Raw genomic sequence first — 18,720 nt, 5'->3', positions numbered from 1 at the left:
CCGGCATCGTCACCTTCACAACAGTTGGATGTCTCCATGCGCTTCATCATGCTGGCGATGCCGGCCCTGGGTGGGCTCGCCCTCATCGCCACCGCCGCCATCGGGCAACCCTCGCTCTCGCCGCAGGTCGCGGAGGGGCAGCGCCTCTACGCCGAGAATTGCGCCATGTGCCATGGCGAGGACGGGCGACGCGGCGCCGGTTTCCAGACGCCCATCTGGGGCGAGCAGACGCAGATCACGAAGTTCAGCACCGCGCTGGGCCTGTTCGAATACAACCAGATGATGATGCCCTTCGACGACCCCGACCGGCTCAACGATGAGCAGAAATGGGCCATCACGGCGTATATGCTGGCCAACCACGGGGCCATCCCGCGCGACGGGACGCTGGATCAGCGCAGCGCGGCGTCGGTGCCCATCCGATAGGGGTTGCACTGGCCAGCCGCCTGGAACTGCTTTCGCTTCCGCCCTCGCCATCGCAGCGGTCATCATCTGCGGGTGCTGAATCAGTCCAGAGCCTGAGGCATGCGCGCCCCATCCAGGAAGACCGACACGGCGGCCTTGATCATGGCACGCAATTCCACCCCGCAGGGCGGTGGCGCCACCCCCAGCAGCAGGCGGATCTGCGCCGCGCCCAGCGCCATGCCGTAGAGCATGCGCGCGGCCAAGCGGGCATCGGTCAGCCGCAGCCGGGCCGCCCGCATCTCGGCGGCCAGGCGGCGTTCGAGCGAACTGGCGCCGCGACTGACAAGGGCGCGGTGCCAGCGCTCGGCCAACTCCGGGCAGCGCGGACCCTCGGCGATGACCAGGCGGAACAGCGCGGTCTGGCGTTGCGCCAGAAGGTGCCGCCCGGTGGCTTCAAGAATGGCCTCCAGCGCCGCCCCCAGTTCGGGCCCCTCTTCCAGCGCGCTGTCGATGCGCAGCGGGGCGAGGACGGAGCCTATCGTGTCCTCGAACAAATCCGCCTTGGACGGGGAGATGCGGTAGAGGGTGCGCTTCGACATGCCCGCAAGGCGCGCCACATCCTCCATGCTGGCGGCGGCGTATCCGTCGCGCAGGAAGACCGTCGCGGCGGCATCGCGCACCAGGTCGCGGCGCTCCGCCTCGGGCATCGGGCGGCGGCCGGGCTTGCGGCGCCCGGCGGCCGGGGCGCAGGCCAACAGGGCTTCCGTCAATGCGGCGCTTCCCCAAGCGCCGGTGCCGGGACACCCACGGCCCGCGTGCGCGCGCGGAACAGGCGCAGCACCAGCACGAAGAAGACCGGCACGAAGAGCACCGCCAGCACCGTCCCCGCGACCACGCCGCCGATGACGCCGGTGCCGATCGCGTTCTGCGCGCCCGACCCCGCGCCGGAGGCGATGGCCAGTGGCACCACGCCCAGGCTGAAGGCGAGCGACGTCATGATGATGGGCCGCAGCCGCTGCCGCGCCGCCTGGGTCGCGGCCTCGGCGAGCGACAGGCCGCGGTCGAAGCCCTCCCGTGCGAACTCCACGATCAGGATGGCGTTCTTCGCCGTCAGCCCGATGGTGGCGAGCAGCCCCACCTGGAAATACACGTCGTTCGACTTGCCGGTCAGCAGCGTGGCCAGCACCGCGCCCAGCACGCCGAGCGGCACGGCGAGGATCACCGCCGTCGGGATGGACCAGCTTTCGTAGAGCGCCGCAAGGCAGAGGAACACCACCAGCAGCGACAGCGCGTAGAGCGCCGGCGCCTGCCCGGCGGATTGCCGTTCCTGGAAGGAGATTCCGGTCCAGTCGAAGCCGAAGCCTGGCGGCAGTTGGGTCATCAGCCGCTCCATCTCCGCCATGGCATCGCCCGTGGTGAAGCCGGGGGCGGGAATGCCCTGGATTTCGCGTGAGGGCACGCCATTGAAGCGCTCCAGCCGCGGCGAGCCATAGACCCATTCGCTGCGGCCGAAGGCGGAGAAGGGCACCATCTGCCCCGTCGCGTTGCGGACGAACCATTGGTCGAGGTCACCCGGCCCCATGCGCGATTCCGGCTGGCCCTGCATGTAGACGCGCTTGATGCGGCCCCGGTCCATGAAGTCGTTCACATAGGTGGCGCCGAAGGCGGTGGAGAGCGTGGTGTTCACCTCCGTGATGGACAGGCCCAGCGCGCTGGCGCGTTCCCAGTCCACCACGATGCGGAACTGCGCCTCGTCATTCAGCCCGTTGGCCCGCACGCCGGAGAGCACGGGGCTTGCGGCCGCCAGGCGCAGCAGCTGGTCACGCGCGGCCATCAGCGCCTCATGCCCCTGGCCGCCACGGTCGAGCAGCTGGAAGGCGAAGCCCTGGGCATTGCCCAGCTCCCGCACCGCGGGCGGCGCGGAGGAGACGATGATGGCATCCTGGTAGGTGGCGAAGCGCGCGTTGATGCGCGCGGTCAGCGCCTGCACGCTGTTCTGCGGGCCGGGGCGCGAATCCCAGTCGCGCAGGCTGATGAAGCCGAGGCCCGAATTCTGCCCGCGCCCGCTGTAGCTGAAGCCGTTGATGCCGAAGAAGCTCTCGACCACGCCGCCTTCCTCCTCGCGGAGATAGCGGCCGAGTTCGTCCAGCGCGCGCTGGGTGCGGTCGGTGGTGGCGCCCGAGGGCGCGATGACCTGCGCGAAGGCGATGCCCTGGTCCTCATTGGGCAGGAAGCCGCCGGGCATCCGCAGAAAGGCATAGCCCAGCGCGCCCAGCAGCACGGCGTAGATCAGCAGCATGCGCGCGGGGCGGCGCAGGCTGGCGCCCACGCCGCGCACATAGCCGCGCGTCATCCGCTCGAAGCCGCGGTTGAACCAGCCCCAGACGCCGCGCGTGCCCTGGCCAGGCTTGTGCGGCTTCAGCAGCCCCACGCAGAGCACGGGCGTGAAGAAGATGGCCACCAGCACCGAGAGCGACATGGCGGTGGCGATGGTGACCGAGAACTGCCGGTAGATCACGCCCACCGACCCGCCGAAGAAGGCCATGGGCAGGAACACCGCCGACAGCACCAGCCCGATGCCGATCAGCGCGCCCGTGATCTGGTCCATCGAGCGGCGCGTGGCCTCGAGTGGCGGCAGGTGTTCCTCCGCCATCACGCGCTCGACATTCTCGACCACCACGATGGCGTCATCCACCAGCAGCCCGATGGCCAGCACCAGGCCGAACATGGTGAGCGTGTTGATGCTGAAGCCCAGCACATCCAGCACCGCGAAGGTGCCCAGCAGCACCACCGGGATGGCCATGGTGGGGATGATGGTGGCGCGGAGATTCTGGAGGAAGAGGTACATCACCAGGAAGACCAGCACCACGGCCTCGATCAGCGTCATCACGACGCTGGTGATGGAGCGCTGGACGAAGGGCGTCGTGTCCTGGAGGTAGACCACCTCCAGCCCCTGCGGGATGCTCGGGCGCAGCCGGTCCACGGTGGCGCGCACCGCCGCCGCGGCGTCGAGCGCATTGGCACCGGTGGCCAGACGGATGCCGATGCCGCTGGCCGGACGCCCGTCCAGCAGGGTGCTGAAATTGTAGTTCTCGCTGCCGATCTCGACCCGCGCCACGTCGCGCAGCCGCACCTGCGCGCCATCGGGGCGCACGCGCAGCAGGATGGCGCCGAACTCCTCCACGGTCTGCAGGTAGGAGGGGCCGATGACGGTGGCATTCAGCTGCTGGCCGGGCACGGCGGGCAGGGCGCCCATCTCGCCGCCCGAGACCTGCACGTTCTGCGCGCGCACCGCCGCCGCCACATCGGCGGGCGTCATGCCGTAGTTCACGAGCCGCGCGGGATCGAGCCAGATGCGCATGGCGAATTGCGCGCCAAACACCTGGTAATCCCCCACGCCCGGCGTGCGGCTGATGGCGTCCTGCACATTGGCCACCAGGAAATCCGAGATGTCGGTGCGCTGCATGCGCCCGTCGGTCGAGACGAAGCCCACGATCAGCAGGAAGTTGCCCGAGGACTTCACGACGCGGATGCCCTGCTGCTGCACCGTCAGCGGCAGGCGCGGCGAGGCGAGCTGGACGCGGTTCTGCACCTGCACCTGCGCCGTGTCCGCATTGGTGCCCGGCGCGAAGGTGAGCTGAATCTGCGCCGAGCCGTCCTTGCTGGCCTGGGAGGCGAAGTAGAGCAGGTTGTCGATGCCGCTCAGCTGCTGCTCGATCACCTGCACCACGGTCGTCTGCACCGTCTCGGCCGAGGCGCCTGGGTAGCTGACGTTGATGGTGATGGCCGGCGGCGCGATGGCCGGATACTGCGCCACCGCCATGTTCCGCAGCGCGAGCAGCCCCGCGAGCATGATGCCGATGGCGATGACCCAGGCGAAGACCGGGCGGTCAATGAAGAAGCGCGCCACCCCCTCAGCCCCCGGCCGCCGCGAGGGGGCCTTCGGTGGCCTGCACCCGCGCCCCGGCGCGGATGCGTTGCAGCCCCTCCAGCACCACGCGGTCGCCGGGGTTGAGCCCGCTGGTCACCAGCCAGTCATTTCCCACCGCGCGGCTGGCGCGCAGCACGCGCTGTTCCACCACCCCCTCGCCATTCACCACGAAGGCCATGGGCTCGCCGCGCGGCGTGCGCAGCACCGCCCGCTGCGGCACCAGCAGCGCTTGGTCGGTGATGCCCTCCTCGACGCGGGCGCGCACGAACATGCCGGGCAGCAGCATCTGGTCCGGGTTGGGGAAGAGGGCGCGCAGCGTGACCGAGCCGGTGCCCTGGTCCACGATCACCTCGGAGAACTGCACCTCGCCCGCATGCGGGTATTCGGAGCCATCCTCCAGCAGCAGCCGCACCACCGCGCGGTCGGCCGAGTCGCGCCGCAGCGCCCCGCTCTCCACGTCGCGCCGCTGTTGCAGCAGGCGGGCGCTGGGCTGGGTCAGGTCCACATAGATGGGATCGAACTGCGCCACGGTCACCAGCGGCGCGGCCTGGCTTCCCGTCACCAGCGCGCCCACGGTCACGTTGGCGCGGCCCGTGCGCCCGGCGATGGGCGATTTCACCTCAGTGTAGCCCAGGTCAATCCGCGCCGTCTCCAGCGCGGCGCGGGCGGAGGCGACGTCGGCGCGCGTCTGGCGCAGCGTGGCCTCGGCATTCTCCAGGTTCTGCTCGCTCACCGCCTGGGCGCGGGCCAGGGTGCGGTAGCGGTTGGCGATGCCGGTGGCCGCGCGTTCCGCCGCCTCGGCGCGGGCGAGGGCGGCCTCGGCGCGCTGCACCGCGGCCTCGAAGGGGGCGGCGGCGATCTGGAACAGGGGCTGGCCCGCCGCCACCTGCTCACCCTCCGTGAACAGGCGCTGTTGCAGCACCCCGCCGACCTGGGGCCGAACCTCCGCCACCCGCAGCGCCGCCGTCCGCCCGGGCAGCAGCGTCGTGACCGGCACTTCCGCGCGCCGCAGCGTCATCACCGTGACGGCGACGGGCGGCGGCGTGGCGGGTTGCGCCGCGGTGGCCCGCGAGGGCGCCTCGTTGCAGCCCGCGGCCAGCAACGCCAGCGCGGCCGCCAGCAGGGGCACCGCCCGCCGCCGGAGCGCTCCGGGCAGGCGTGGCTGGGGCGGGAGGCCGGCTTGGGACATGGAACCTCGGGGGTAGGGCGGAGCTTCCTGTATATTGGGATACCGGAAGGTTTCCAGTTACTTTTTGTGGCAGCCGGCGGCGCGCTCCGCCGCGCAAGCGCCTGGGTTGACCGCATTCCCCGGGAGGGCCTCCTCTGTCACCGGCCGTCTTTCAGACAGAAGGGAATGCCATGCGCCTGACACGCGACGACATGCGAGGAAAGGCCCAGACCGTGCTGGGCCTGCTGGACCCGGCCGAGCTCGGCCCGACCCTGATGCACGAGCACCTGCTCTGGAACATCACCCACCCCGCCCAGCGTGACCCGGCCATCACGGGCGGGCCGGAGCCGGGGCGCTACTGGGACCTGCTGAACGGCCAGGTGCCGGACATCCGCAACACCACCCAGAAGGACCGCGCCGTGGCCGCCCGCGCCACGGCCGAGATGGTGGCGGCCGGCGGGAAGACGGTGGTGGAACTGACCATCGGCGGGCTGGAGCCGGACCCGGAGGGCCTCGTCCAGGTGGCGCGTGAGACGGGCGCGCATATCGTCATGGGCTGCGGCCACTACGTCCATGACTACCAGGACCCCGCGAACCACGACCGCAGCGTGGACAGCTTCGCCCGGGAAATGATCGACCAGGTGCAGCAGGGCGCCTGGGGCACCGACATCCGGGCGGGCATCGTGGGCGAGATCGGCTGCCAATGGCCCTGGACCGACCTCGAGAAGCGCGTGCTGGCCGGCGCCGTCATCGCGCAGCAGGAGACGGGCGCCGCGCTCACCATCCACCCCGCGCGGCACGAGGACCACCCCTGGATGCTGGTGGAATTCCTGCGCGCCCATGGCGCGGATCTCTCGCGCACCATCATTGACCACATTGACCGCACCATCTTCGACGATGACCGGCTGTTCCGCTTGGCCGATGCCGGCGTGATCCTGGAATGGGACCTGTTCGGGCAGGAGAACACCTACTACGCGCATGCGGACATCGACATGCCCAATGACGGCATGCGCCTGCGCGCCATCCGCCGCGTGATTGATCGCGGGCATCTGGAGCAGGTCGTGATCAGCCATGATATCTGCCACACCATCCAATTCAGCGAATGGGGCGGGCACGGCTATGCCCATATCCAGAAGACGGTGCTGCCGCACATGCGCAAGCGCGGCTGGAGCGAGGCGGAGATCGAGGCGATCATGGTCGGCAATCCGCGCCGGCTGCTGACCTTCATCTGAGGCCGCGCCGTGTTGACTCCCGGGGCGCCATCGCGTGCCATGGCCGCGCGAACAAGAACAGCACCCCGGGGGAAACATGATCGAACGACGCAGCCTTGGTCTTGGCGCGCTTGGCGCGGCCGCCACGCTGGGCATCGGCGCTGGGCCCGCCCACGCCTCCTTCCCGGACAGGGTGATCAGCATCATCGTCCCCTTCGCGGCCGGGGGCGCCACCGACATGGCCGGCCGACTGCTGGCCGACAAGCTCGGCCCCTTCCTCTCCGAGGGTGGCCGCGCCGTGGTGGACAACCGCCCCGGCGCGGGCAGCGCGCTGGGCGCCAATGTGGTGCGGCGGGCACGGCCGGATGGCTACACCCTGCTGGTCGGCTCGGCCTCGACCTTCGCGGTGGCGCCTGCCTCCGGCGCCGCGGCCGCCCGCTACCACCCGACCGAGGATTTCACGCCGCTCGCCCTGTTCGGCCTCAGCACCATGGGGCTGCTGGTGTCGCGCGACAGCGGCATCACCACGACGCGCGAGCTGCTGGACCGCATGCGCGCCGCGCCCGGCCGCTACTCCTATGCGAGTTCGGGCGTGGGCGGCATCGCGCACCTGGCCTCGGAGTATTTCTGCAAGTCGGCCGGTGTGGAGGCGGTGCACGTCCCCTATCGCGGCGGCTCGCAGACGGCCGAGGCGATCATGAAGGGGGAGACGCTCTTCGCCATTGACACCGTCGGCTCCAATATCGGGCAGATCCGCGCCGGTTCGCTCCGGCTGCTGGCCGTGACCACCGCCGCGCGCGACCCGAACTTCACGGATGTGCCCACCATCGCGGAGGCCGGCGTGCCGGGCTATGAACTGGCCAGCTGGACCGTGCTCGCCGGGCCCGCCGGGATGCCGCCCGAGATCGTGGAGGCCATCGGCCGCGCCGCCGCCCGGGCCATCTCGGACCCGACCGTGCGGGAGCGCCTGGAGACGACCGGCACCGTGCCGGAGCTGAACAGCACGCCGGCCATGACGCGGGAATTCCTGGACCGCCAATTCGCGATCTACCGCGAGGTGGTCGCGCGGATCGGCCTGCGCCTGGAATAAGGGCGCTTCGCCGTTTCCCCGCCCCGCCCCGGCGCAGGGGCGGGAGGGGGTTGGGGGCGGTGGCGAAGCATTCGCCCCGTTCCGTTGCGAACAGGTATTCGCCATGCGCGCCGCCGACAGGCGGCGCGTGCCGCCGTGGCGTTCCTTACTGGCGAAGCAGCGTGGCCTGGGCGGGGTCGAGCGCCATGCCGATGGCGGAGCCGGCGGCGAGCGGGGCGAGGCCGCGCAGATGCGGCTCCTCCGCCACCAGGCGCAGCCCCTCGCCCGCCTCCAGCGTGTAGCGGACATGGCCGCCCAGGAATTCCGCGCGCAGCACACGCGCCTGGAGGGCGCCGCCCTCGCGCAGCAGCGTGATGGCCTGGGGGCGAAGTGCCAGGGTGGCGCGGCCGGGCGGGGCCGCCTCGGCCACGGGCAGCACCAGGCCGCCCGCATGGAAGCCATCCGCCGCCAGTTCGCCCTCCAGCATGTTGGCGGTGCCGAGGAAGCCCGCCACGAAGCGGTTCGCCGGGTGGTCATAGAGTTCCGTGGGCGCGCCCACCTGCAGCACGCGCCCCTCATTCAGCACCGCCATACGGTCGGCGGCCGCATTGGCCTCCTCCTGGTCATGCGTGACCAGGATGGTGGTGAGGCCGAGACGGCGTTGCAGCTCCACCAGCTCCGCCCGCACGCCCGCGCGCAGCCCGGCATCGAGGTTGGAAAGGGGTTCGTCCAGCAGCAGCACCTCGGGCTCGATGGCCAGGGTGCGGGCGATGGCGACGCGCTGCTGCTGCCCGCCGGAGAGTTGCGCGGGGCGGCGGTCGATCAGGTGCGCGAGGCCCACCAGGTCCAGCGCGGCCCGCACGCGGCGGTCGCGCTCGGCGCGGCCCACCCGGCGCTGTTCCAGGCCGAAGGCCACGTTCTCGCCCACCGTCATGTGCGGCCAGAGCGCGTAGCTCTGGAAGACGAGGCCCACATTGCGGTCCCAGGGGGCGAGGCGCGTGGCGTCGCGCCCGCCGATCATGATGCGGCCGCGCTCGGGCTGGCCGAAGCCCGCGATGAGGCGCAGCAACGTGGTCTTGCCGCTGCCCGAGGGGCCGAGGAAGGCGAAGAACTCGCCCTTTCGCACGGTGAGGGAGACATCCTCCAGCACGCGGGTTGCGCCGTAGCCGAAGCTGACGGACTGGACATCGACACCGGCTTCGCTCATTCGGCCCTCGGGTCACTGCTGCGGGTGCGGCGGCTGCGTTCGCGTTCGGCGAAGCGGTGCGCGGCGAAGGTGCAGATGGCCACCACCAGCACCGCGATGACGCCGAGCGCGGCCCCGGGCCCACGGCCCGCCGCGCTCTGCATGTAGATGTAGATGCCGTAGGACAGCGGTGCGTCCACGTCGCGCGTGGCGAGCACCAGCGTGGCGGACAATTCCACCGCGGCGGTGGCGAAGCTGGTGACGAAGGCGGCGGCCAGCCCACCCGCCATCAGCGGCACCACGATGCGACGCAACGTCGTCACCTTGCCCGCGCCCATGTTCTCCGCCGCTTCCTCCAGGCTGCGATGGACCTGCTGCAAGGCGGCGGTGGAGGCGCGCAGCGCATAGGGCAGCCGCCGCACCGCCAGCACGATGGTCAGCATGATCCAGGAGGTGGCGAGCGAGGCGCCATCCCACAGCTTCACGTCGAAATAGGTCCGCAGGATGCCGATGCCGAGCACGAGGCCCGGCACCGCCAGCGCCGACATCGCCGCCATGTCGAGCAGCTTGCGCCCGGGCAGCTTCGTCCGCAGCACCAGCCACGCGATGGTGACGCCGATGACGACGTCGATCAGCCCCGCCAGCCCGCAATAGAGCAGCGTATTGGTGATGAATTGCGGCGTCTCGCGCAGCACCGTGCCGTAGTGCTCCAGCGTGAAGGCATCGGGCAGCGGGCTGAAGGACCAGATGGTGGCGAGGCTGAGCAGCAGGATGCCGAAATGCGGCGCCAGCACCAGGAACAGCACCGGCACCACGAAGCACCAGCACAGGATCAGGCCGCGCCGCGTGAGTTCCCGCCGGCCCAGCCCGCCGCCGCCGCGCTGCTGTGTGGCATAGTCCCGCCCGCGCAGCAGCAGCGCGGCAAGTCCCATCGCGGCCACCGACACCACCACCAGGATCACGCTGATGACATAGCCCATGGGGTCGCCCAGGCCGACCGAGGTCACGCGCAGATAGGCCTGCGGCGCCAGCATGTTCGTCACGTTCAGCAGCAGCGGCGTGGCGAGGTCGTCGAAGACCTTCACGAAGACGAGGCTCGCGCCCGCGAGATAGCCCGGCAGCGCCAGCGGCAGCACGATGCGCCGCAGCAGGGTGAAGTTCTTCGCCCCCAGATTCTGCCCCGCCTCCTCCATCGAGATGTCCACGTTGGACAGCGAGGCGGTGAGGTTCATCAGGATGAAGGGGAAGTAGTGCAGGGATTGGACGAAGATGACGCCGTTCAGCCCCTCCATGAGGTCGAGGCGGAAGCCGAACCAGTCCATCAGCAGCAGGTTCACCGTGCCGTTGCGGCCGAAGACCAACTGCATGGCGACCGCGCCTACGAAGGGCGGCATCACCAGCGGCAGCACGCCCAGCGTCGTGATCAGCGCCGTGCCCGGAAAGCGGTAGCGCGCGAGGATGACGGCCAGCGGCACGGCGATGAGCGAGGCGAAGACCACGCTCATGGACGCGACGTAGAGGCTGTTCCAGAAGCTCTCGATGAACAGGCTGGTGCGGAAGAAATCCGCGAAATGCACCAGGGTGAAGCCGCCATCCCCGGCCTGGAAGGCCACCACGAAGACGCGCCCGACCGGCACGATCAGGAAGGCCAGCAGGAAGGCCGCGACCAGCAGCGCGGCCACGACCTGAATGGGCGAGGCCTCCGTGCGCAGGCGGGCGAAGAGGGGACGCGCGGGCTGGGCGGTGGCCGACACCTGCGTCAGCGCGCGCGCTGGGCGCGTTCGGCGAGCTGCCGCGCCTCGCCATAGGTGGCGACGGCGTAGCGGTCCCACTGCTCCTCATACTCGGCCTGGCGGCCGGCGGCGGGGCGGTCGGGGCGCGTCGCGCGGAAGGCGCCGGCGATGGCGGGGTCGGAGGCCTGTTGCTCCGTCACCGGCACCGCGGTCAGCTTGGCGCGGGCCTCGGCCACCAGGCGGCGGCCCTCGGCATTCTCGCGCCGGGCGAGTGCCGCCTCGGCCGCGTGGACGGCCTTCCAGGCATCGGTCAGCTCGCGCAGGCGGAAGGTGATGAGGCGGTCGAAGAGGCTGTTCAGCAGCTCATACCGCGCTTCCGAGACGTTGCTGTCGAAGCGCACCCGCGCGCCCAGGTTCGGGTTGGTGAAGGGGTTGGGGAAATCCGCCGGTGCGTTCGCGTAGGTCTCCGGCCGCACGGGCAGGCGCATCACCCGCGGGTTCAGCAGCACCGCCTGGCCCTCAGGCGAGAGCAGGAACTGCACGAAGGCCCGCGCGGCATTGGGGTTCGACGCGCCCTCGATCACGCCGATATTGGCCGGGACCAGCGTGGTCACGGTGGGATAGACGAACTCCACCGGGAAGCCCGAGGCCTTGGCCGAAAGCCCGAAGAAGTCGATCACGATGCCGATGCCGTACTGCCCGCTGTTCACCGCATCGGGCACACCAAAGGAACGGTCGGAGACCTGGGCGTAATTCCCCGCGATCTCGAGCAGCAGCGCCCAGCCCGGCGCCCAGCCCTCGCCCTGCAGGATGGTCTCGATGGTGAGGTGCGTGGTGCCCGAGCGGCTCGGCGCGGAGATACCGATGTGGTTCTGGTAGACGGGGTTCTTCAAATCCGCCCATTCGCGCGGCGCGGGCAGGCGGTTCGCGCGGATGTAGCGCGTGTTGTACATGATGCCGTAGCCCGAGACGGCGAAGCCGAAATACCGCCCATCCGCGTCATGGGTGGGCTGGCCGCCGATGCGTTCGGGAATGCCGCTGGTATCAATCTGCGGCCGCGCCAGCAGGTTGCCGGCCTTCAGCACCTCGAAGGCATCGGGCGCGCTGGCCCACATGAGGTCGGGCGGCGAAGAGCGCGTCTCGCGGATGAAGGCGACGGCGGCGGTGGTGTTGCGGTTCTGCACTTCCACCCGCGTGCCGGGATGGGCGCGTTCGAAGGCCTGCACGAAGGGGGTGGTCACGTCGCGCGAGAAGCTGGTGACGATGACGACGCGTGGCTCCAGCGCGGCCTGTGCGCGCGCCGCCTGGGGCGCAAGGCCAAGGGCCGCGCCCCCGGCCAGGAGGCCACGGCGGGATGTGGCGGCGATGTGCATGGTGGCGTCTCCCCTGGGGTTGGATGCGATGCCCAACCTCCCCGTTGCTGTCATCAAACTGTCACATGAAAACTTGCGATGCAAGTCAGATGAGGCGCTTTCGCAGTCTGGTCACGATCACTTCCGCCACCAGCACCACGACGAGGATGGCCAGCAGGATCGTCGCCACACGATCCCAGTGGAAGAAGTTGATGGCGTCATCCAGCGCGACGCCGATGCCGCCCGCGCCCACCAGCCCGAGCACCGCCGACTCGCGCACATTGATGTCCCAGCGGAACAGCGCCACGCCCCAGAAGGCCGGCTGCACCTGGGGCCAGAGCCCCTTCAGCATGCGGTGTCCCCAGGGGGCGCCGACCGCATCCATCGCCTCCATCGGGCCGCGCGGCGTCTCCTCGATCGCTTCCGCCAGCAGCTTGCCCACGAAGCCGACCGAGCGGAAGGCGATGGCCAGCACGCCCGCCAGCGCGCCCGGCCCGAACACCGCGACGAAGAGCAGCGCCCAGACCAGCGAATTCACGCTGCGCGAGGCGACGAGGCAGAGATTGGCCAGGGCATTCAGCGGCGGCACGCGGCAGACATTGCGCGCGGCCAGAAGGGCCAGCGGCACGGCCATGGTGAAGCTCAGCACCGTGCCGAGGGTCGCGATGTGCAGCGTCTCGATCAGCGCGTCATGCACGCCGCCCTGGTAGTGGCTGAGGTCGGGCGGCCACATCCGCACCAGCAGGTCCGCCATCTGCTCCGGCGCATCGGCCAGGAATTCGGGAATGATTTCGATGGTCCGCAACGCCCAGACGCAGGCGGCGACGAGGCCGAGCCAGAGGAACCAGCGCCCGATGCGCTGCGCGGGCGTGAAGCGCGACCATTCGCGTTCGAGGGCCGCGCTCATTGCAGGGCCTTGCGGACGCGCCCGGAAATCACCTCCGCGAGGAAGATCATCGCGATGATGGAGAGCAGGATGGCCGCCACGAAGTCATAGTCGAAGCGCTTGAAGGCCGCGAAGAGCGTGCCGCCAATGCCGCCCGCGCCCACGATGCCCACCAGGGTGGAGTTCCGCAGGTTGGAATCGAGCTGGTAGATGCAGAAGCCCACGAAGCGGGAGGCCACCTGCGGCAGCACGCCGTAGAGCAGCACGGCAAGCCGCCCCGCGCCGGTCGCGCGCACCGCCTCCACCTGCTTCATGCTGATCTCCTCGATGGCCTCCGCAAACAGCTTCGCGATGAAGCCCATGGAGGCGACCGTGAGTGCCGCCACTCCCGCCAACGCGCCGAAGCCCACCGCTTTCACGAAGAGGATGGCCACGATGACGTAGTGCAGCGACCGGCACAGCGCGATGAAGGCGCGCGCCGGCCCGCTGATCCACCAGGGCGAGAGGTTGCGCGCCGCCAGCAAAGAGAGCGGCAGGGAGATGAGGATGCCGAGTGCGGAGGCCAGCACCGCGATCTGCAGGCTTTCCACCAGCCCCTCAACCAGCGTGTCCCAGCGCTCGAAATTGGGCGGCCACATGCGGCCGAGGAAGCGCGCGCCCTCACCCAGGCCGACGGCGATGCGGGCCCAGGAGATGTCGAGCTGCGCCGCGGCATAGACGCAGTACAGCGCCAGCGCGATCAGCGCCGCGCGCCCCTGCCAGTTGGTTGCGAAGGCCTGGCGCCGGGTCACATCCAGTCCTCGCCGCCATAGATCAGCGTCAGGTGCTCGGGCATCAGCTTCTCCGGCGGGCCGTCGAAGACGATACTGCCCTGGTGCATGCCGATGATGCGGCCGCAATAGCGCTTCGCCAGCTCCACATTGTGGATGTTCACGATGACGGGCACGTCCTGCTCGCCGGCCAGGTGCGTCAGCAGCTCCATCACCTCGACCGCGGTGCGCGGATCGAGCGAGGAGGTGGGCTCATCGGCCAGCAGCAGGGCGGGGCGCTGCATCAGCGCGCGCGCGATGCCCACGCGCTGGCGCTGCCCGCCCGAGAGTGTGTCGGCCCGGCGCGTGGCATGCTCGGGCAGGCCCACCGCGTCCAGCAGGGCGAAGGCGCGGTCAATGTCCTCCTGCGGGTAGCGCCGCAGCCAGGCTCGCCAAAGCGGGACATAGCCGAGCCGCCCAGACAGAAGGTTCTCCATGACCGACAGGCGTTCCACGAGGTTGTATTCCTGGAACACCATGCCGATCCGCCGCCGCGCGAGGCGCAGCGCGCGCCCGCGCAGCGGCACCAGGTCCTGCCCATCCAGCAGGACCTTGCCGCTCGTCGGCTCCACCAGGCGGTTGATGCAGCGGATGAGCGTGGACTTGCCCGTGCCCGAGGGCCCGATGATGGCCGTCACCCCCTGGCCGTCGAAGTCCAGGTTGATGTCGCGCAGCACCGGCTTGCCCGGGACATAGGCCTTGCTGAGCCCCCGGATGGAGAGGCCGCCGCTCATTGGGTGCGGGGCGGCGTCGCGGCCGGGGCCTGCTGCTGTTCGCGGGCGGCGCGGCGGCGGGCCTCGGCCTCCAGTTCGCGCCGGCTTTCGGCGTCGAAGGCGGCGCGGGTGTAGGGCGCGTTCACCGCATCGGCCACCGCGCGCACGGGCGCCCAGTGCTCCAGGTAGGTGGCGGGCCAGAAGCGGTCATTGCCGCCCAGGTCGCGCACCAGCGCCGGCGGGAAGCGATAGTCCAGGAAGCATTGCCGGATGCGCTGCGCCAGCTCGGGCTGGAGGTCATGCGCCAGGGCGAAGCTGCTGGTGGGGAAGGGGTCCGACTGCCAGACGGTGCGGAAATTCTCCGCCCGCACCTGGCCGCGCGCGACCATGCGGTTGAACACGTCCGACGCCACCGGCGCCGCGTCGAAATCGCCCGAGTTCACGCCCATCACGCTGCGGTCATGCCCGCCTGAATAGACCACGCGGTAGTCGGTGTCCGGCGTCACGCCCAGGCCGGGGAAGAAGGCGCGGGGGCGAGGTTGCCCGAATTGGATGTGGCCGAGGTGTGCGCCACCCGCCTCCCGCGCAGATCGGCCATGGTGCGGATGTTGGAATCCGCCCGCGTCAGCACCACCACGCGATAGGCCTCGAAACCCTCCGCATTGCCCTTGAGCGCGAAGGGCACGGCGCCCGCCAGGTTCACCGCGAAGGCGGTGGGGCCGGTAGAGAAGCCCGCGATGTGCAAACGGCCCGAGCGCATGGCCTCCACCTGCGCGGCGTTCGACGTCACCTGGAAATAGACCGTGCGGCGGCCGGTGCATTGCGTCAGGTGTTCCAGCAGCGGGCGGAACTGGCTGGCATAGAGCGCGGGGTCCTCCACCGGGGTATAGGCGAAGACGAGGGTGGAGGGATTGCGCAACCGCGCGGGATCGGTCGGCGCGTCGGCGACCATGTCGCGGTTCGCGTCACAATAGCCGTCGTCCAGGGCCCCGCGGTGCTCACAGGCCGGTTGGGCAACGCCGGGGATGGCAGCAGCGCACCCCCAGCCAGCAATGCCGCACCAAAGAGGATGATTTTCATGACGTTCTCCCCACTGAAACATTTATGTCACAAATCTAAACATGTTTCTTGGGGGCAGATAGAGCCCAGGCAATGGTGGCGTCGGCATTGCTCTGGACAATGCGTGGTCCTGCCTTGGCGGCCTGGCCGGGGCTTCACTTCGCGAAGGTTGGCTGGGTGGGTGTCTGCCGTGAAGCGGTGGCCGGGCCTTCAACCGCCAAGGCATCGCGGCGCTGGTCCCGGGTGCGGGGCATGATCCTGCCCCGCGGGCAGGGAAGCCTTTTGGCGGAAGGGCGCCATGATGAGAACGCGCGCGAGAGCCATGGACAGGCATGCCGGGCGAGATGAAATCCAGACAGGAACGGGAGGGTGTGGCGCTTGTTCCTGCCTCTGAGCGTCAGTCGGGGAGGGATTGGCGGGAACTGATAAGGAGTCTGGCGGACAGGGTGGGATTCGAACCCACGGTAGGCTTGCACCTACTTCGGTTTTCGAGACCGACGCGATCGACCACTCCGCCACCTGTCCGAACGGGCGCGTTCATAGTCGGCCCCGCGGCCCAGCGCAACCGCCCCGCCGCTTGACTCACCGGGTCGCGGACCCTAAACGCTCCCACTCCCGGGCGGCGCTGGCGTGTCGCCCGTGGTGGTTCATGGGGTTCGCCCATGAGCTGCCGACCCATTTTCAAGTGATGCGGGCCCGTTTACGCCACGCGGCGGCCCGAGAGGCGCGTGTGATGACCTTTGCAGTGATCCGCACCGGCGGAAAGCAATACCGGGTGACGCCCAATGCGGTGCTCACCGTCGAAAAGCTGGAGGCCGAGCCCGGCGCCACCATCACCTTCCATGAGGTGCTGGCCATGGGTGGCGAGGGCGGGCTGCAGATCGGCGCGCCCACTGTGCCCGGTGCGGCCGTGACGGCCACCGTGCTCGAGCAGACCCGCGGCGACAAGGTGCTGATCCTCAAGAAGCGCCGCCGCAAGAACAGCCGCCGCAAGCGCGGCCACCGCCAGCACATGACCGTGCTGCGCGTGGCCAGCATCGGCGCGGCCGCCTGAACAGGAGACACCACAGATGGCACATAAAAAGGCAGGCGGCTCCTCGCGCAACGGCCGCGACTCTCCCGGGCAGCGGCTTGGCGTGAAGAAGTTCGGTGGCGAGCACGTGCTGGCCGGCAACATCCTGGTGAAGCAGCGCGGCACCAAGATGAAGGCGGGTCGCAATGTCGGCGTCGGCCGCGACCACACGCTCTTTGCCCTGATCGAGGGCCATGTGAAGTTCGAGCGCAAGGCCGAAGGCCGCGTGCATGTCTCGATCGAGGCGCCCAAGCTCGCCGCGGAGTGACCGCGCCGAACCTGGTATAAGATCAGGCGGGGGCCCTTCGCGGCCCCCGTTTTCGTTTCCGGCCCCGCCACCCCCGCCCCAATTCCGGGGGGTGTAGGGGGGGCCTGCCCCCCCTTGCCGCCGCGCGGGTAGGGTTGGCGTGGCGGCTACCCGCGCGGCGGCAAAAAAGATGAAATTCCTCGACGAAGCCAAGGTCTATCTGAAGTCGGGCGATGGCGGTGACGGCGTCATCGCGTTCCGGCGCGAGAAGTACATCGAATTCGGTGGGCCCGATGGCGGCAATGGCGGCCGCGGCGGCAGCGTCTATGCCGAGGCGGTGGAGGGGCTGAACACCCTCATTGACTACCGCTACGCCCAGCACTTCAAGGCCCGCAAGGGCGGCAACGGCGCGGGCAGCGACCGCACCGGGGCGGCGTCCGATGACGTGGTCCTGAAGGTTCCCGTCGGCACCCAGATCCTGGACGAGGACCGCGAGACGCTGATCGCGGACCTGGATGAGGCCGGAAAGCGCGTCCTGCTCTGCCAGGGCGGCGATGGCGGCCGCGGCAACGCCCATTACAAGACCAGCACCAACCGCGCCCCCCGCCGCGCCGACAAGGGCTGGCCGGGGGAGGAACGCTGGGTCTGGCTGCGCCTGAAGCTGATCGCGGATGCCGGGCTGGTGGGCCTGCCCAATGCCGGCAAATCCACCTTCCTGGCGGCCGTGACGGCGGCCAAGCCCAAGATCGCGGACTACCCCTTCACCACCCTGCACCCGCAGCTGGGCGTGGTGCGGCTCAACGCCACCGAGGAATTCGTGCTGGCCGACATCCCGGGGCTGATCGAGGGCGCCTCGGAGGGGGCTGGCCTCGGCACCCGTTTCCTGGGCCATGTGGAGCGCTGCAAGGTGCTGCTGCACCTCATTGACGGCAGCCAGGCCGACCCCGCCGGCGCCTATCGCCTCATCCGGCATGAGCTGGCGGAATATGGCGCGGGGCTGGAGGACCGGCCCGAGATCGTGGTGCTGAACAAGCTGGACGCCATGACGCCCCAGGCCCGCACCTCGCGGATGAAGGCGCTGGAACGCGCCGTGGGCGCGCCGGTGATGCTCGCCTCGGGCGCGACGGGGGAGGGCGTGCCCGAAATCCTGCGCCGTCTGATGGACATGATCCGCGCGAAGGGGTGAAGAGGCGGCCTCGCTTGGTTGCCGTGCAGCAATCCCTATGTTAAGGCCCGCCCGCCGACGGGGGATGGCCCCTCCGGCTTTCAGGAACAGGACCGGGACCGCAAAGTGGGCGCCGAGACCATTTCCACCGACGCGCCAGCCAATGGCGGCGTTGCCGCGCGTTACGCGCTGGCCCTCCTGGGCCTCGCGGATGACGCGCGCCAGGCCGATGCCGGCGCGCTGGACCGTATCGCCAATGACCTCGAGGGGCTGTTCAAGCTCTACCACGAGGACGCAGCCTTCCGGGCCTTCGTGCAGGACCCCCGGCTTTCCGCCGCGGACCAGCAGCGCGCGATCTTCGCCCTGCTGGCCAAGGCCGGGGCTGGCAAGGAAATCACCAACTTCGTGGGCGTGCTGATCGCGAATCGCCGCCTGTCGCATCTGCCCGAGATCGCGGCCGCCTTCGGCGCCAAGCTCGCGGAGCGGCGCGGCCAGCAGGTCGCGCACGTCACCACCGCCTTCCCGCTGACCGACACGCAGCGCGCCGCCGTGACGGCCCGCCTGACGGAGGCCGGCTTCTCCGGCGTGAAGCTGGCGGAAAAGGTGGATTCCTCGGTTCTCGGCGGGCTGATCATCCGGATCGGCTCGCGTCTCTACGACAATTCGCTCAAGTCCAAGCTGCAGCGCCTGCAGTTCGCCATGAAGGGGGCCGCCTGA

16 protein-coding genes, 1 tRNA gene and 1 pseudogene are annotated in these 18,720 nt (G+C 70.0%); 7 read left to right on the top strand and 11 right to left on the bottom strand.

Annotated features, from left to right (window positions below; genetic code table 11):
- Positions 1 to 36 precede the first annotated feature (36 nt).
- Positions 37 to 423 carry a c-type cytochrome gene (locus ICW72_RS09780; protein ID WP_191086007.1) on the top strand — a complete coding sequence of 129 codons (387 nt, stop codon included), beginning with the start codon at positions 37 to 39 and terminating at the stop codon, positions 421 to 423.
- A gap of 80 nt (positions 424 to 503) precedes the next feature.
- Here ICW72_RS09780 and ICW72_RS09775 read toward each other — a convergent pair whose 3' ends face one another.
- From ICW72_RS09775 to ICW72_RS09765, 3 genes are read right to left on the bottom strand one after another with little or no spacing between them, the layout of a single operon-like run.
- Positions 504 to 1,172, bottom strand: a complete 669-nt coding sequence (locus tag ICW72_RS09775; RefSeq protein ID WP_191086006.1) for a TetR/AcrR family transcriptional regulator — start codon at positions 1,170 to 1,172, stop codon at positions 504 to 506.
- Positions 1,169 to 4,312 (bottom strand): efflux RND transporter permease subunit, encoded by a 3,144-nt coding sequence (locus ICW72_RS09770; RefSeq protein ID WP_191086005.1) that lies wholly within the window; start codon positions 4,310 to 4,312, stop codon positions 1,169 to 1,171. The genes ICW72_RS09775 and ICW72_RS09770 overlap by 4 nt, the downstream gene beginning before the upstream one ends.
- A gap of 4 nt (positions 4,313 to 4,316) precedes the next feature.
- Positions 4,317 to 5,462: an efflux RND transporter periplasmic adaptor subunit gene (locus ICW72_RS09765; protein ID WP_223880946.1), complete on the bottom strand. Its 1,146-nt coding sequence runs from the start codon at positions 5,460 to 5,462 to the stop codon at positions 4,317 to 4,319.
- Between the two features lie 230 nt (positions 5,463 to 5,692).
- Between ICW72_RS09765 and ICW72_RS09760 the strand changes: the two genes are divergently transcribed.
- Together ICW72_RS09760 and ICW72_RS09755 are read left to right on the top strand one after the other, a co-directional pair.
- Complete coding sequence (locus ICW72_RS09760) at positions 5,693 to 6,733, top strand: phosphotriesterase family protein (RefSeq protein WP_191086003.1); 1,041 nt, start codon at positions 5,693 to 5,695, stop codon at positions 6,731 to 6,733.
- Between the two features lie 76 nt (positions 6,734 to 6,809).
- Positions 6,810 to 7,802 (top strand): Bug family tripartite tricarboxylate transporter substrate binding protein, encoded by a 993-nt coding sequence (locus ICW72_RS09755; RefSeq protein ID WP_191086002.1) that lies wholly within the window; start codon positions 6,810 to 6,812, stop codon positions 7,800 to 7,802.
- Positions 7,803 to 7,947: 145 nt separating this feature from the next.
- Here the strand turns inward: ICW72_RS09755 and ICW72_RS09750 are convergent, their stop codons facing one another.
- From ICW72_RS09750 to ICW72_RS09715, 8 genes and pseudogenes are all read right to left on the bottom strand, one after another.
- The gene (locus ICW72_RS09750) at positions 7,948 to 8,988 is read right to left on the bottom strand and encodes an ABC transporter ATP-binding protein (protein WP_191086001.1); all 1,041 of its coding nucleotides are present in this window, start codon (positions 8,986 to 8,988) and stop codon (positions 7,948 to 7,950) included.
- Positions 8,985 to 10,721: an ABC transporter permease gene (locus ICW72_RS09745; RefSeq protein ID WP_191086000.1), complete on the bottom strand. Its 1,737-nt coding sequence runs from the start codon at positions 10,719 to 10,721 to the stop codon at positions 8,985 to 8,987. Before ICW72_RS09745 ends, ICW72_RS09750 begins: the two co-directional genes overlap by 4 nt.
- A gap of 5 nt (positions 10,722 to 10,726) precedes the next feature.
- A complete protein-coding gene (locus ICW72_RS09740) occupies positions 10,727 to 12,073 on the bottom strand; it encodes an ABC transporter substrate-binding protein (RefSeq protein WP_191085999.1) in 1,347 nt (448 codons plus the stop codon).
- Between the two features lie 85 nt (positions 12,074 to 12,158).
- The gene (gene phnE, locus ICW72_RS09735) at positions 12,159 to 12,959 is read right to left on the bottom strand and encodes a phosphonate ABC transporter, permease protein PhnE (RefSeq protein WP_191085998.1); all 801 of its coding nucleotides are present in this window, start codon (positions 12,957 to 12,959) and stop codon (positions 12,159 to 12,161) included.
- The gene (gene phnE / locus ICW72_RS09730; RefSeq protein ID WP_223880945.1) at positions 12,956 to 13,729 is read right to left on the bottom strand and encodes a phosphonate ABC transporter, permease protein PhnE; all 774 of its coding nucleotides are present in this window, start codon (positions 13,727 to 13,729) and stop codon (positions 12,956 to 12,958) included. Before phnE (ICW72_RS09730) ends, phnE (ICW72_RS09735) begins: the two co-directional genes overlap by 4 nt.
- Positions 13,726 to 14,481 (bottom strand): phosphonate ABC transporter ATP-binding protein, encoded by a 756-nt coding sequence (gene phnC, locus ICW72_RS09725; RefSeq protein WP_191085997.1) that lies wholly within the window; start codon positions 14,479 to 14,481, stop codon positions 13,726 to 13,728. Before phnC ends, phnE (ICW72_RS09730) begins: the two co-directional genes overlap by 4 nt.
- Positions 14,478 to 15,412 (bottom strand): annotated as a pseudogene (gene phnD, locus ICW72_RS09720) (phosphate/phosphite/phosphonate ABC transporter substrate-binding protein). The gene phnC and the pseudogene phnD overlap by 4 nt, the downstream one beginning before the upstream one ends.
- Before the next feature lie 542 nt (positions 15,413 to 15,954).
- Positions 15,955 to 16,044 (bottom strand) — tRNA-Ser (locus tag ICW72_RS09715).
- Positions 16,045 to 16,252: 208 nt separating this feature from the next.
- On the opposite strand from ICW72_RS09715, the gene rplU reads away from it, so the two are divergent.
- The 4 genes from rplU (at position 16,253) to atpH (ending at position 18,720) form a co-directional block, all read left to right on the top strand.
- Positions 16,253 to 16,573, top strand: a complete 321-nt coding sequence (gene rplU, locus ICW72_RS09710) for a 50S ribosomal protein L21 (protein ID WP_184386254.1) — start codon at positions 16,253 to 16,255, stop codon at positions 16,571 to 16,573.
- Between the two features lie 16 nt (positions 16,574 to 16,589).
- On the top strand, positions 16,590 to 16,859 hold the full coding sequence (gene rpmA / locus ICW72_RS09705; protein ID WP_184386253.1) for a 50S ribosomal protein L27: 270 nt from the start codon (positions 16,590 to 16,592) through the stop codon (positions 16,857 to 16,859).
- A gap of 169 nt (positions 16,860 to 17,028) precedes the next feature.
- A complete protein-coding gene (obgE, locus tag ICW72_RS09700; protein ID WP_191085996.1) occupies positions 17,029 to 18,024 on the top strand; it encodes a GTPase ObgE in 996 nt (331 codons plus the stop codon).
- A 105-nt stretch (positions 18,025 to 18,129) separates the two neighbouring features.
- The gene (gene atpH / locus ICW72_RS09695; protein ID WP_191085995.1) at positions 18,130 to 18,720 is read left to right on the top strand and encodes an ATP synthase F1 subunit delta; all 591 of its coding nucleotides are present in this window, start codon (positions 18,130 to 18,132) and stop codon (positions 18,718 to 18,720) included.

It is taken from the genome of Roseococcus microcysteis, assembly GCF_014764365.1.
GTDB classification, from domain to species: Bacteria; Pseudomonadota; Alphaproteobacteria; order Acetobacterales; family Acetobacteraceae; genus Roseococcus; species Roseococcus microcysteis.
Note: the sequence above shows the minus strand (reverse complement) of the source record. Positions and strands in the feature narration are given on the sequence as shown.

Excerpts from the sequence above, each read along its gene's own strand:
- ICW72_RS09780 (WP_191086007.1), top strand. The coding sequence starts at position 37 with ATGCGCTTCATCATGCTGGCGATGCCGGCCCTGGGTGGGCTCGCCCTC.
- ICW72_RS09760 (WP_191086003.1), top strand. The coding sequence starts at position 5,693 with ATGCGCCTGACACGCGACGACATGCGAGGAAAGGCCCAGACCGTGCTG.
- ICW72_RS09755 (WP_191086002.1), top strand. The coding sequence starts at position 6,810 with ATGATCGAACGACGCAGCCTTGGTCTTGGCGCGCTTGGCGCGGCCGCC.
- ICW72_RS09750 (WP_191086001.1), bottom strand. The coding sequence starts at position 8,988 with ATGAGCGAAGCCGGTGTCGATGTCCAGTCCGTCAGCTTCGGCTACGGC.
- ICW72_RS09740 (WP_191085999.1), bottom strand. The coding sequence starts at position 12,073 with ATGCACATCGCCGCCACATCCCGCCGTGGCCTCCTGGCCGGGGGCGCG.
- phnE (WP_191085998.1), bottom strand. The coding sequence starts at position 12,959 with ATGAGCGCGGCCCTCGAACGCGAATGGTCGCGCTTCACGCCCGCGCAG.
- phnC (WP_191085997.1), bottom strand. The coding sequence starts at position 14,481 with ATGAGCGGCGGCCTCTCCATCCGGGGGCTCAGCAAGGCCTATGTCCCG.
- rplU (WP_184386254.1), top strand. The coding sequence starts at position 16,253 with ATGACCTTTGCAGTGATCCGCACCGGCGGAAAGCAATACCGGGTGACG.
- rpmA (WP_184386253.1), top strand. The coding sequence starts at position 16,590 with ATGGCACATAAAAAGGCAGGCGGCTCCTCGCGCAACGGCCGCGACTCT.
- obgE (WP_191085996.1), top strand. The coding sequence starts at position 17,029 with ATGAAATTCCTCGACGAAGCCAAGGTCTATCTGAAGTCGGGCGATGGC.